Below are 13097 nucleotides of genomic sequence, written 5' to 3' on the forward strand. Positions count from 1 at the left end.
GCAGAGGCTCTAACTAAAAAAGAAAGCCACGGTTCACTGCCCCCGTGGCTTTTCAAAAAAATGCGTGGACGGATCCTGTCAAAAAGAAGCAACAGAACCGTCCTCATGCTTCCTAAACCTCACCACAAACCGGCATCCCTTTTCATATTCTCCATCCAACTCTATCGTCCCACCATTTTGCTCGATGATTTTCTTTGCAATGGCGAGTCCAAGTCCCGTTCCCCCGGTTTCCCCATTTCTTGAGGCGTCCATCCGCACAAATGGTTCGAATATCTTTTCATGGTAGTCGGGAGGGATCCCTGTTCCCAGGTCCTCGATGATCATGACAGCCTCGTTCTGCTTCTCCCAGAAGGAAACCGACAAATATCCATCACTGTACGCCATAGCGTTTTGAAGGATATTCGTCATGGCCCTCTCTAGTTTGGAGGGATCAAATTTCACGATCATAGGTGCCTCAGTGATATCAAATTCGTACTCCATCCCCTTTTCTTCAAACTCTTCCACATAAGAAGACAACAGGGTCCGGAGCCATTCAGCCATATCCTGTTCCTTCCGGCAGACGGAACCGCAGTCCACATCCATGTGAGACAGGTCGAACAGATCATGAATCAACCGGTTCGCCCGTTGGCTGTTGGATATGATGATGTCGGTATATTTCTGCTGATCTTCTCGACTCAGATGGGTAAAGCTGTTCAACGTTTCAGCATAGCCCTGGATATTGGTCAAGGGAGTCTTCAGATCATGGGAAATGTCCAGGATGAGCTGCTTCCTCAGTTGTTCGGACCTTTCCTTCAAACTGATTTCCGTCCCGATCGTCTCGGCCATTTGGTTGATCTTCTGCTTTAACTCGTTCAATTCCTGATTGGCCTCGAACTCGATTTTCTCCCCGTAGTTTCCTGCAGAAATGGAATCTATTCCTTTCAGGAGCTTTTGAATCGGCTGAATGAGCTGGACCGATGTCCTCTTCACATACCAATACAGAATCGAGATCAAACACACCATGAAGAAGATGATGGTGAAGAAGAACACGTCATCCAATTGGAAGTAGTCATCTGCGGGGAAGTATAGTAATAGATACTCGTCCCCTTTTTCCGGTATGAATAAATCTGTTTCGTACGTGTCGGTATGCTTCAGAAATTCCTCTAGTCCATAAGCAAATCCGATTTTATGAGGACTATTGAATTGGTCGGTCACCTCATACCCGGTGCTGACCAATTCCAGGTACGCATGATCCGGCAGTTCATTCTTTGTGAAAGCCTCTTTCATCCCGTCTTTCTTCGCATCTTCATACACTCCCTGGAGGAAATCCTGATCCAGGTCCTCATAGACGGTCTCCACATACACGTAGTTCGCCAAGAGGGTGAACGTCCCTACTACAAGGAGGATGATGAACAGTAGCGAATAATTGATAAAGAATTGTTTCGTGATAGAAATTGATTTTTTAAGGAGGATCGGATTAGTCTTCATGGTTCTCCATCCGGTAGCCGAGGCCCTTCACGGTCGTGATGTAGGCAGGATAGCGCGGATCCCTTTCAATCTGCTCCCTGATCCGGCTGATATGGACCATGATCGTATTACTGTCACCGATGTAATCCGTGTTCCATACAAGCTCATACAGCTGGGCCTTCGTATACAACCGGTTCACATTCTTCATGAAAATCGACAGCATCTTTGTCTCCTTCGGGGTCAACAGTAGACGCTCCCCGTCCTTCGTCACTGTTTGTTTGACGGGGTCATATTCGAGGGATCCGTTTCGAATCAAACGGTTTCCTTCCCCCACACTGTAATCCGTATACCGCCGGATCTGGGCATTCACCCTCGACACGAGCTCCACCATACTGAAGGGCTTCACGACATAATCATCAGCTCCGAGCCCGAATCCCAATACTTTATCAGCATCATCCGCCCGCGCCGTCAAGAGCATGATCGGCACCTTACAGCATTTCCGGACTTCCTGGATCACCTGAAACCCGTCCACTTTCGGCATCATCAGGTCCAGGATCAGAAGGGTCGGGCGCTTCTCCCTGCACTTCAGGATCACCTCTTCCCCATCATAGGCCTGCTCCACACGATACCCCTCATTCCGCAAATGAAGGGTCACCAATTCATTAATTTCCACATCATCTTCTGCAATATAAATTAACTCTGCCATAGCGTTACTCCCAGTCTTATAAAATATCATCCTATTTTACCATGAAAGCCCCGATGTTTTTTGAGAATCAAACGACATTTAAGGTTGCGTTAAGATTGGGATGAAGAAAATTGTGTACAATGAATACATTGTGGTCAGATAGGCCAATTCAACGAAACGAGTCGAGCAGGTGAGAAAAACATGACCAAACAACTGGATGAATTCATATTAAAAGGACAATTTGAAGAAGCCAAACAAAGAGCGAAAGAACTCTCCCAGAGAGAACTGGACGAAGAACTAATGAATATCGCCTTCAGCGATTCAAGCATAGCGAACTACTCATTCATCATGAGTTTACTCGTCGAGAAAGAGACCGTTGAGCTGCATGATATGGCGTTTCGCTTAATGGTGAATCCACTAAGCTACCTGGACGGTGCGTACTATGCCGCCCTCTATCATGCCAGGCGGTGCGTGGAATTGACGGACCGGAAAGAGGTCGGCTATCTTTCGAATCTATTGTTTTTACATACCATACCGGATTCTGTCGTGGAAGAAAAGGAAGCATACGAGACAGCGAAAAGGATCCTGTCTTTGGACCCTGATCATCGAGCGGCAAAAGAAGTGTTGAATAGGAGGTACAAACCACGATGATGAGTGTGAGAAGTAAAATCATTTCTTCCATTCTCGTCGTGATCGGACTGATCTTTGCTTATGCCGCAATGAAAAGCAGTGATGTAGAGAGCGCACTGGGTTATGCACTTGTCGCGATCATTGGGTTTGTGGATGCATATTTATTTTATAGGATAAGAGAGTGAAGCATGGGGACGGTTCCGGTGCTTCATGGATGTAATGAAAATTGAGAAAGGACCTCATATCCGGAGGTCCTTTCTTCCAATCTTGCTTCACTATACTTTTGCGGGTTCATCATAATCTAATAGATGAACCCGCAAAAGTAAAATAACCGGAGATTTTCCGGTTACATTCAGAATGGAGCTTGTTTTTCTTTGCATAAGCGGAGTTTTTCCGCTTATGCAAAGAAAAAGCATCCGTTATCGTATTTTGTAAGTCAATAGCCGGAATTCTTCCGTCTATTTCAGCTCTTTTTTAGTAACAAGGAGGAATTAAGCGGAATTTTTCCGACTAAAAGCGTGACTGCCTCATGCTCCGGCGAGTGCTTATGCGCTTTGATGATTTAACGATTCTATTAATGAAGAGCTTGAACACATTTGCACAAGGAGAATCTGGATGAAGAAAAGTCATGTTTTTATCAGTGTCATGTTCTTAATAGCAACAGCATTAGGCATATTCGCTCAGGATATAGCCTATTTCTTACATAACCATTTTCCTTGTACTCTCCCAGTACACTACCTAACCTTCCTTACAATTTTCAGCATTATCCTATATTTATTTTCACTATTATTCATCATTACATTGATCATAAAGAACAAGATTGATAAAGAGAAAGCCTATCTGTACTTGTTCATGATGGTGGTTTCCATGCTGCTAACTTCCACTTGGTCCCTATTTGTTTTATCTATGTGGTGGGGCTGAGTGAGGATTCCCTCCTATGGTTTAAAGATAAGTAAAGGAGAAATTCCATGAATTCACTACATGAAATATTGATCAACTGGCAGGAGAATCTGGATCAGGATGAATGGTATTTCAGTCGATCTTTTGAAGAGATCACCGAGAACATGACTTCTGAGGAGGCTTTTCACTATATACCAGTCGTCGTTAAAGCGTTTACAACGTTGCAAAATGCCTTCTTAATTGGAGAAGTGATAGACTTTCTTCATGCCGTCTATACAAAAGCCAATACAACAGAAGTGCATCCGATCCTCCTCCAAGAACAAAAAAACATAAACGAAATCACCATCACCTATGGAGATGATTACACCAAGCACGCATTGAATGAATTCAAGAAATCAATAAGATGGAAGAATTAGAGGGACGGACCTCGATAACAGAAGAATACTTTGAAGCCTCCAGGATGTGACAGGGACGGTCCTACTAGTAGGTACCATCTCTATTTAATCAATCCTTACAATTTAAGGTTCATTTAAAACAGGAATAAGTGACGAAGTAGACAATGGAGGACTGAATGATGTTTTTTAAAAAGGATGAATCGATTAATCAGAAAAGTGTAGATGCAGCCATTCAGAATACATTCATCTTTTGGGGAGTAGCCCTTCTTATCAATGCACTCTTTGAGACGACAACGAACAAACCGCTCATCAGCAGCTCTTCTGTTATGTTATCTGCGGGGTTAATCATCTTTTATTCTACTGAACAAATAGCGAATTACATACATAAAAGAAAAGAGTAGCGTCTATACATTTATCAGGAGTTGATCTTCAAATTGATTTTCGATGATCGTTATCATTTACATGTAGGGTATTATAAAAATCAAAATGACATAGAAGCCATTTTTTATAAAGTCAAAGATCAAAACATTTGGTGTATGTTCTTTGATAATGATTATTATAAACTCAATATCCAAGAAGGATATCCTGCTATCAAAAATTTCGGTTTATTGATCGGCATTTATCCCACCGAAAGCGAAGATTTACCTGTGGAACAAGGCGCCGAGCTATTTGAAGCATTTTTAAATGAACAACAGTTAGTTTGAGGCACAGGGACGGTTCTCGTGCTTCTTTTTTATCTATCAGAAGCATTCATTAGCCTACCCAATCTTTCTACCAACACCCCATTCACCTTCAAACTCTCCAAAATACCAGCTCATTCCCCTTTATGACTATCCATTTCTGGCCTTTTCCTCATCATAAAACCAAACATCATACTGGTGAGGATGTAATAGATTCCTATAATAGACAACGCGTCTGTTAACACGGACCATAGTCGATTGCCTTGAATCACAGCTCCCCATACGATAAAGCTCGCGATAAACAGGATTGGGAACATGAGAAAGTATCCCAGGAAGGTCAGGGTTTCTTTTTGCTTCTCCATCATGATCATCCTTCTCTCGTTAGTGGGTTTGTTGTGTTTCCACATATCCGTTTCACAAGCCCTTCTCCTCTCTTTGTAAGATCCCTCAATAACAATGAAAAGATATCCGCTATTGGGTCCATAAAAGAAAGATACATGACCAACCTAATAAGAAACTTAAAGGAAGCTTAAGGGAACCTTAAATTATTTATGTAGTAACAAGGGACCTGACCCTTTGGCATACCAGTTCGCACACTAACAGGCTAGAATCATCACTGCATTTCCACTATAATAGGAGAAAGGAGGTGAAAAAAATGGACAAGCAAATTCTGAACATGTTATCCGATATTCAACAGAACATGAAAGAGTTCGATCGTAATCTGAAGGAATTCGGTAATGATTTGAAAGAAGTAAAGGAAACAGTCAATCGAATTGAAACGTCGCAGACAGAAGATGTCATTGCTATGTTAAAAGTAGGAAACCAACGTTCTGAAACAGACTTCCATTATCTGAACACAAGAATCACCAATATTGATAAACGGGTTTTCAACCTTGAGAATCGAGCTGAAAGGTAATCGTCATTTATCTAAAAAAGTTTACTCTTCGTTCCCTCTCACCATGACCCACACTCCATTTCTTCGATTTACCTTTTCGTAGACAATTCCATCCTAAACCAAAAAAGATGTCTGACCTACTGGGGTCAGGCAACTTTCTTTTCACGACTCATTCAACTATCTGGAAGGCCACGGGAAAGGTCCCCCGGTCTATCGCTCTAGAAAAGAGGTCTTCTCACACCTTGATCTTCCGCCCCTTCCACTGCACCGAATGAAACACATTCACCCGAACAAACGAATAAAGGAAAATCATCACAAAGAATAAAAAGAACAAAGGATAAAAAGGGAAATACCCCCACCTGAAATTCCCAACTCTTCGGGCAAACCGTGTTGTTTGAACGCCATACAGGATATACAACACCACATAGACGAGGATAGCTGTAGTACTTCCCTCTATCATCGAAGAGATCAATGAAGACGCGCTCGTTAAACTCCCCGTAATCCATAAGATAACCATCAGCATGACAACAGGATGAGTGGACTTTGAACCGACGGCAAAACTTTTGCACCAGCCTTCGATCAGGCTTCCCACCCCTTCCGGATACATGCGGAACGAAATGATCCCCCTGCCACCCAGGCAGCGAACGGGAAGGTTCTGATCCAAAAAGGCCTCTCCCAGTGCCAGATCATCCATGATGGCCCCCTCAATCTTTTCATGCCCGCCGGATAAAAAATAATCTTCTCGATTACTTAGAATACATGGACCGAACGATCCTGCGGCTTTGAACCGGGATCCCCAGATGGTAAATAGATTCATCCCCACCACGACGATGATATTAAAAACAATGGAAAGATGCTCATACACACGCTTCACCGTGTGATAGGGCTGCAAGGCGAGGATTCCCCTCGCTCCTTTCCCCTGATAGACATGCAGAAGATTACGTAATCCATCCACATTCATGAATCGGGTATCGGCATCCAGGAACAGCAGCCAATCTCCTTTTGCCTCCTTGGCACCCCGCCAGCAGGCAGAGGATTTCCCTGCCCCGTTATTCTGCAGGACCGTGACACCGTAGCTTTCTGCGACCTCAACGGTTCGATCCGATGAATCGTCATCCACCAACAGAACCTCAAATCCCTTGTATCGCTGCTCCTGCAACGACTTCAATAACGGGGAGATCCTGCCCTCTTCATTCCTGGCAGGGATAATGATGGACACAAACGGCAACTCCGCCGTACTTCTGGAGGTAAATCTCGGAACCGGTAAAGACCAAAACACGATCATGCCAATAATCACCCCAAGGACACCCAGGATGAGATTGATCACTTCTGAAGCTGCCATGCACCCCTCCTCCTTCCTCTAAAACTCACCATCGTGCTTTATGTAACTGCATTTCCTTACAGTAGTCTGCTTGATTTCTTCCCAACACCTGACGTAATCGCCGATATCCGCCCACGATTGTACCGCTGAACCACGATAATCGGAAGGTTGAAGACAAGGGCATACAGGACCATCCACCATCCTGCCCATACAGGATTCCATATGAAGAACAGCGGAGCAGGGAGAATGGAGAGCCAATGAGTTAATTCCGCACGTTTTGTTTCTGCGGCAAATACCTTCAAATCCCTCGACTTCGTCCCATGCAAGCCCTTTTTACTGTATCCCTTTTTAAGAAAAATCGTGCCATCCAGAATCAAACCCTTCCACGCTTTCACCCGGAATAAACGCTGCCACAATGCCCCGGATTGTTCAAAAGGGAACGTCCGAAACCAGAAACGGTCTTCCAAAAACCACGTCAAAGGAAGTTTCAAGCAAACGGCAGAAATGGCGAGATGAAAGAACGTCCAGGCAATCACATCAAGGATGATGATCCAATGGTCAGGCAGTGAGACAATCATGACACCACCCCTTTGTTATCCAGAATCCCTCTCCAGAATCTTCTCACCAACAAGCTGGCCGCTTAACGTCACCATCGGCATTCCGCCTCCCGGGTTCACCGTCCCACCGACAAAGTAGAGGTTACCGTAGCGTTCACTCTGCTTCGGATGCTTCAACCCTTTATTCTTCTTACTATCGGACACCGTCCCATAAATCGCCCCGCGGTCGGAACCATATGTACGCCTGATATCTTCCGGCGTCCACATGTCCCTCGTGACAATGTTCTCACGCAAGCCATCAAGACCCATCTTCTCCAGCTTGATCAGGACCCGCTCAGCGAATTGTTCATAGTCCTCTTGCGAATACGGATTCTCATCCCGGATAAACGGAATATGAGGGAGCACCTTGATATTTTCATGTCCTGGAGGGGCCTGTGTCGGATCGGTCTTATTCACATTGACGAGATAAATGACCGGATCCTCCGGCAGTTCATGGCGGTGAAAGATCGATTCCATTTGTGCCTTCATATTTTCCGCGAAAAAGAAATTATGATGGCGAAGCTGCGGATAACTCTTCTTCACACCGAGATGCATGACAAGACCGGAACTCGCCGGTTCGAATTTCATTTTTAATTTTTCAATATAATCGCTGTCTTCCTCTAGCAATCGCTCGTACACCGGTATGACTTCCATATTGGACACATAATGATCGGCCGTCACCCGTGTTCCGTCATCCAACACGGCTCCGGTAATATCGCCATCCTTCTTGTCCAGCTTGACGATCTGCCGTCCAAGGTGGAAGGTCACCCCCACTTCTTCCGCCAGCTTCACAAGGGCGTCAGCGAGCTTGTGCAATCCGCCGGGAACGTACCATGCTCCCTGGTCATGCTGCATGTAGATCATCATATTCATCACAGCCGGCGCATCGTAAGGGGACGAACCGACATACTTGATAAAATAAGAGAGCATATCGCGAAACTGCTCATGGCTGATCCGCTTATCTAGGGATTTATGCACCGTGGACATCAGGTCAATGTTCTTCATGACACTGAACAGTCCCGCCTTCTTGACGATTCCTCTTGCCGTATCCGCACCTTTAAATAAGGTTTTATCCGTCATATCGTAATGGGTCTTCGAATGCTCCAGCAGACGTTGATATTCACGAATGTCCTTTTCACTGAGAGAGGCGTTCTTCTCCAACATGTCGTTCATATCTTCATACAAGTCTATGACATTTCCATCAGGGAAGAAGGAACGCCATTGATGATCCAGCCTCTCAATCTGGACATAATCCTTCATCGATTTCCCGCTCGCCGCAAACAATTTCTCAAAGATCTGCGGCATCGTCAAAATGGACGGACCGAGATCAAACCCAAAGCCGTCTTGCTCGAGCCGGTTCAACTTTCCTCCAATGTGATTGTTTTTTTCATATAAAGAGACATCGTATCCCGCCTGGGCCAGTGTAATCGCCGCCGACACCCCGCCGAGCCCGCCTCCAATGATCAGTACTGTTTTCTTTTTCAATGGTTCCGTTCCTCCTGTTCGGAAATCTTGTTTGGGGTATGTATGTTTATCTAAGACACGTTCAATGTATGCCTGGCCTTGAGCCAGCGCTTTTTCCCAATACATCAAGTCTGTATCTTCCGCACTTATCTTATACCCTAACTCCTTGTAATAAAAAACGTTGAATGTGGTTGGGTCTTGGTTCAATATGGAGGGGCTCCAGTTTCAGGCAGTATGTAGAGGTTTTGATGTGAATAGGTAAAGCTCGTCAGGCTTTCTACTATCTAGTATTCCACGGAAAAGTGGCATAACCCTTCTTTATAGGTGGACCGAGAGGAAACAGGGGGACGGTTCTCCGGAAGCACCGGGACGGTTCTCGCGCTTCAATAGATGAAATCAATAACACAAAAGGACCTCTCATATAACGGAGGTCCTTTCTTATACTTATTAGGAAACTAGTTATTTGGAATGATATCTATGGAATGAATATATCCTATTTTTTTAGCCTATTGAATAGAACGCTATTAAATAGCAAAAATAAAGGCAGTAATCAGTAATGCAAAAAATAAACTTATTAAAAATGAAAGGGCCCAATGCTTTTTTCCTGTCAGTTTCAGGAAAATATTTAAGGAGGAGCTAATGATAAAACATACAAGGAATAGAAATAATATGATTAATAGTATAGGCATTATCTCACTCTTTTCTCATTGTCACTGATAATTAATCCTCTATTCATCATACACCTGCATTATCGATCAAACCTTTCATATCTAAATAATACCTTACCATACAAAACGAGAGAATTTCCCGAATATTAATTTTTTTTAAGGATGTACGCTGTTTGAATCTACGCTTCAACTGGGTTTACAAGTGACGTATTCCGCATAGTGATGGTACAAAAGACCGTCGTGAATGTTTCAATGACGGTCTTTTTCTTCTATATGTGGATGTTTCACTTTTTGTAAAAATTAGTGTCTGCCCCTTGAACGGTAACATTTTCTATGTTAGGGGGAGCTTGAGGAGGAAATGCCTTCTTATTTGGACTCAATTCAGCATTACACTGAGTGCATTTCTCAGGTTTAAAGTTCCCAACTCTTTCGTTAACCTTTTCAATAAAACAACTCTCACAGTAATATACACTTTCCTTTAATTCACCAAATTCATCCGTTTCTATTAAACTATTTTCACTTTCACTATTACATTTACTACACTTTTCATATCATTATCTCCTTCAAATAATTGTAATACTCTTATTTTAAATTCATACCCTCACAAAAAAACATTAAGGTATCAAGTTACAATAAGGAATAATTTGTTATATTACAAACATGTAACTAAGAGTAATGTTATAGTAATATTATTAGAGGGACCTATTCCCTTTTTCAATCCTATTATAGTATTGGGTGGTAATTCATGAAAGATATGAAAAGACGAGAAACAGAATTAATGTCTAAGGTATGCACACGAAACAATGTCCCTCCTAAATTAGGAAGATTACTAGTAAAGCTTTCTGAAAGAGAAGCTTATGAAAATAATAGTCAACAGACCAGGATTAAAGAATATCAATCTCTAATTGATTTTCACTTTAAAGAAAATCAATAATGACTTAACCAATGGAGGTGAACGAAGATGCTATTGAAAAAACTAGAATTTGTTAATTATAAGACCTATTACGGTCATCAAGAAGTGGATCTTTATATCCCTGAAGATGAAAGAAAAGAGAACGGCAAAAATATTATTCTACTCGGTGGGTTAAATGGTGCGGGAAAAACAACTATTTTGAAAGCGATTCTATACATATTGTTCGGTAAACGTGGAATGACAGAAACCGAGTATAAGAGATTGTTCTCCAACGTTATTAACAACACTTTTTTTGATGAAGGTGGACGTGAGTGCCAGGTCTCACTGTCTCTGGAAACGGATAAAGGTGAAGAGTGGAATCTAAAAATAAAATGGTATTTTAATCGTGATAAAACCCTATCTCATGAACAAAGATCTCTTGATGTTAAAAGTGCCGGTTCGAAGTTTAAACGTACAGTTCAAATAGATAATATTGATATTTTTAATAAATTCATCGATAAAATTATTCCTTACCATGCAGCTCCATTTTTCATATTTGATGGAGAAGAGATTAAAGATATTATTCTTCGCCAAAATAGTCAAGAAATGAAGGATGCTATTCACAAAATTACAGGGATGGAATCTTACAAGCAGCTATTAGAGGATTTACACACTCTTAAGCAATCAATTGAAAGACAGCTAGCACGTTCTGTTAGTCATTCCTCAGTAAAAAATGCAGAAACTGAACTAATTGCATTGGATGATTCTATCGCAAATTTTGAAGCTAAGAAAGAAAAAATCCGGATTAAATTAAGAAGTCAGCAAGCTGCAGTTGATGATGCTAAAAATGATCGAAATGAAAAAATGAGTAAGAACTCAAAGTCTCGTGAAACGATCGTAAAAAAACAAACCAGAGTAGCAACGCAGTTAGAAATGGCTAAAAAAGAATTGAACACGTATTACTCAGATAATGTGGTATATATCATTTTAGGGAATAAAATTAGCAAATTAAAAAATAGAATTAAAAAAGAAAAAGAAATAAGTCAAAATAGAATTTTGCAAAACGCATCCCTTAATCCTTATCGGAACTTTATGGACAAACTATTGAATCAATCCATAAACCCTCCACTTTCTCCAGTTCAGCTTGAACAAATAAAAGAATTAGGGAAAGAAATTTGGATACAAGAAAATGATATCAGAATTGATGTATCTGATGATTTTGAGGAAATACATGATATATCTAATAAAGACTTCAGTTACTTAAGTTCATTACCAATGAAAGATAAAAACCAGGTTACCAATTATATTAATAATATTGAAAGATTAACCCAGGAATACAATGGGCTTGAGGTAGAAATAAGAAATGCCCCAGAAGCGGTAAACCTAGAAGAAGAAAATGATACAATTGATCGGTTAACTAAAATTGTAGGAGAATTAGATTCTAAACATAGACTAATCAACAAAAAGCTTCGAGATCTATTAGATCAGAGAACGGTACTAAAGAATAAATTTACTCGTCTAAACAATCAAGACTCTAACACTGAAGAACTTCAAGAACGACTTCAAAATGTTACGAATACCATTGCCGCTATGAAAGAATATGTAACAGAAGTAACGAAGTTGAAAGCAGAACATATTAGAGATGAGTTCTCAAGTATGTTAAAAGTTCTCTTTAGAAAACAAGACGAATTTGGCAAGATCGAGTTCGATATTAACACTTACTCTGTCCGACTATTTAGCGATCGGATGCAAGAGATTAGTATACAAGAACGTTCTGCAGGTGAAATGCAAATGATATCCTCTGCACTCATTTGGGCGTTAACCAAAGTCTCAGACTTATCTCTACCAATGGTCATAGACACTCCACTTGGACGACTGGATAGTTATCACAGGAACCATTTAATTAATCATTACTATAAAAACTTAAGTGAACAAGTGATCATCTTATCTACTGATACAGAGATTACAAGTGAGTATGTAAACTTAATGGAGCAATCTTCGTATAAACAATACATGTTGGATTACGACGAGCGCAAAAAATATACAGTCATTAGAGATGGCTATTTCGATTTCGTTAGGGTGTGATGAATAAATGTCTAATAAAAGAATGTCCTTATCTCAAGAAGGAAAAGAAATACTAGATGACGTGGTAAACCATTTAGAGGTTGACCGTCCTCATGCTATAAAGATTGCCTTAGCTAAAGGGATTGCAGCGTGTACGAATCCTTCACTAGAAGCAATAACTGGTGGCAATAAATGGACGATTCCTGATAATATCATTAAAGAAAAAGAGTTCATCTTGTTTAAACACCTTATCATTAATGAAGCTGAAAGATCACTGAATGATGAAGAGTTACATCAATATATGATTGCATATATTGAATATGGACTGAGAACAATCAAAGACCTTCAAAATGAAAAAACATCAATGGAAGACGTTAAGTTGATGATTCTATAAATAAAGAGGCTGGGACAAAACCCTCCTCTGAAATGAAAAAGCCGGTGAAATTTTACAAAAAGTAAAA

The 13097-nt window shown here is 41.3% G+C and carries 16 protein-coding genes; 10 read left to right on the plus strand and 6 right to left on the minus strand.

The window, feature by feature from the left end; translation table 11 throughout:
* Positions 1 to 78: 78 nt before the first annotated feature.
* Both SLH55_RS04000 and SLH55_RS04005 read right to left on the minus strand, forming a co-directional pair.
* Positions 79 to 1467 (minus strand): HAMP domain-containing sensor histidine kinase, encoded by a 1389-nt coding sequence (locus SLH55_RS04000; protein ID WP_320322725.1) that lies wholly within the window; start codon positions 1465 to 1467, stop codon positions 79 to 81.
* The gene (locus SLH55_RS04005) at positions 1457 to 2152 is read right to left on the minus strand and encodes a response regulator transcription factor (RefSeq protein ID WP_219167425.1); all 696 of its coding nucleotides are present in this window, start codon (positions 2150 to 2152) and stop codon (positions 1457 to 1459) included. Before SLH55_RS04005 ends, SLH55_RS04000 begins: the two co-directional genes overlap by 11 nt.
* A gap of 180 nt (positions 2153 to 2332) precedes the next feature.
* Between SLH55_RS04005 and SLH55_RS04010 the strand changes: the two genes are divergently transcribed.
* The 6 genes from SLH55_RS04010 (at position 2333) to SLH55_RS04035 (ending at position 4760) form a co-directional block, all read left to right on the plus strand.
* The gene (locus SLH55_RS04010; RefSeq protein ID WP_320322726.1) at positions 2333 to 2782 is read left to right on the plus strand and encodes a hypothetical protein; all 450 of its coding nucleotides are present in this window, start codon (positions 2333 to 2335) and stop codon (positions 2780 to 2782) included.
* A complete protein-coding gene (locus SLH55_RS04015; protein WP_320322727.1) occupies positions 2779 to 2946 on the plus strand; it encodes a hypothetical protein in 168 nt (55 codons plus the stop codon). Before SLH55_RS04010 ends, SLH55_RS04015 begins: the two co-directional genes overlap by 4 nt.
* A gap of 430 nt (positions 2947 to 3376) precedes the next feature.
* On the plus strand, positions 3377 to 3682 hold the full coding sequence (locus tag SLH55_RS04020; RefSeq protein ID WP_320322728.1) for a hypothetical protein: 306 nt from the start codon (positions 3377 to 3379) through the stop codon (positions 3680 to 3682).
* A 47-nt stretch (positions 3683 to 3729) separates the two neighbouring features.
* Entirely contained in the window at positions 3730 to 4077 is a 348-nt protein-coding gene (locus SLH55_RS04025; RefSeq protein ID WP_320322729.1) for an ABC transporter, read from the plus strand.
* A 158-nt stretch (positions 4078 to 4235) separates the two neighbouring features.
* Positions 4236 to 4457 carry a hypothetical protein gene (locus tag SLH55_RS04030; protein ID WP_320322730.1) on the plus strand — a complete coding sequence of 74 codons (222 nt, stop codon included), beginning with the start codon at positions 4236 to 4238 and terminating at the stop codon, positions 4455 to 4457.
* A 33-nt stretch (positions 4458 to 4490) separates the two neighbouring features.
* On the plus strand, positions 4491 to 4760 hold the full coding sequence (locus SLH55_RS04035) for a DUF3986 family protein (protein ID WP_320322731.1): 270 nt from the start codon (positions 4491 to 4493) through the stop codon (positions 4758 to 4760).
* Positions 4761 to 4870: 110 nt separating this feature from the next.
* On the opposite strand, the gene SLH55_RS04040 is transcribed toward SLH55_RS04035, so the two are convergent.
* On the minus strand, positions 4871 to 5101 hold the full coding sequence (locus SLH55_RS04040; RefSeq protein ID WP_320322732.1) for a hypothetical protein: 231 nt from the start codon (positions 5099 to 5101) through the stop codon (positions 4871 to 4873).
* A gap of 290 nt (positions 5102 to 5391) precedes the next feature.
* Here SLH55_RS04040 and SLH55_RS04045 point away from each other — a divergent pair, with 290 nt between their 5' ends.
* Positions 5392 to 5652 carry a hypothetical protein gene (locus SLH55_RS04045; protein WP_219167433.1) on the plus strand — a complete coding sequence of 87 codons (261 nt, stop codon included), beginning with the start codon at positions 5392 to 5394 and terminating at the stop codon, positions 5650 to 5652.
* 214 nt (positions 5653 to 5866) lie between these two features.
* On the opposite strand, the gene SLH55_RS04050 is transcribed toward SLH55_RS04045, so the two are convergent.
* Genes SLH55_RS04050 through SLH55_RS04060 form a run of 3 tightly spaced genes read right to left on the minus strand, consistent with a single transcriptional unit; the run spans position 5867 to position 9033 of the window.
* On the minus strand, positions 5867 to 6973 hold the full coding sequence (locus SLH55_RS04050) for a glycosyltransferase (RefSeq protein ID WP_320322733.1): 1107 nt from the start codon (positions 6971 to 6973) through the stop codon (positions 5867 to 5869).
* Positions 6974 to 7029: 56 nt separating this feature from the next.
* Entirely contained in the window at positions 7030 to 7530 is a 501-nt protein-coding gene (locus SLH55_RS04055) for a glycosyl-4,4'-diaponeurosporenoate acyltransferase (protein WP_320322734.1), read from the minus strand.
* Positions 7531 to 7545: 15 nt separating this feature from the next.
* On the minus strand, positions 7546 to 9033 hold the full coding sequence (locus SLH55_RS04060; RefSeq protein ID WP_320322735.1) for a phytoene desaturase family protein: 1488 nt from the start codon (positions 9031 to 9033) through the stop codon (positions 7546 to 7548).
* A 1392-nt stretch (positions 9034 to 10425) separates the two neighbouring features.
* On the opposite strand from SLH55_RS04060, the gene SLH55_RS04065 reads away from it, so the two are divergent.
* Genes SLH55_RS04065 through SLH55_RS04075 form a run of 3 tightly spaced genes read left to right on the plus strand, consistent with a single transcriptional unit; the run spans position 10426 to position 13030 of the window.
* Complete coding sequence (locus SLH55_RS04065; protein WP_060674971.1) at positions 10426 to 10614, plus strand: DNA modification system-associated small protein; 189 nt, start codon at positions 10426 to 10428, stop codon at positions 10612 to 10614.
* Positions 10615 to 10641: 27 nt separating this feature from the next.
* On the plus strand, positions 10642 to 12657 hold the full coding sequence (dndD, locus tag SLH55_RS04070) for a DNA sulfur modification protein DndD (RefSeq protein ID WP_320322736.1): 2016 nt from the start codon (positions 10642 to 10644) through the stop codon (positions 12655 to 12657).
* A 7-nt stretch (positions 12658 to 12664) separates the two neighbouring features.
* Positions 12665 to 13030 carry a hypothetical protein gene (locus SLH55_RS04075; RefSeq protein ID WP_320322737.1) on the plus strand — a complete coding sequence of 122 codons (366 nt, stop codon included), beginning with the start codon at positions 12665 to 12667 and terminating at the stop codon, positions 13028 to 13030.
* Positions 13031 to 13097: the final 67 nt, after the last annotated feature.

The sequence above is a fragment of the Rossellomorea sp. YZS02 genome, assembly GCF_033963925.1.
Classification (GTDB): Bacteria; Bacillota; Bacilli; order Bacillales; family Bacillaceae_B; genus Rossellomorea.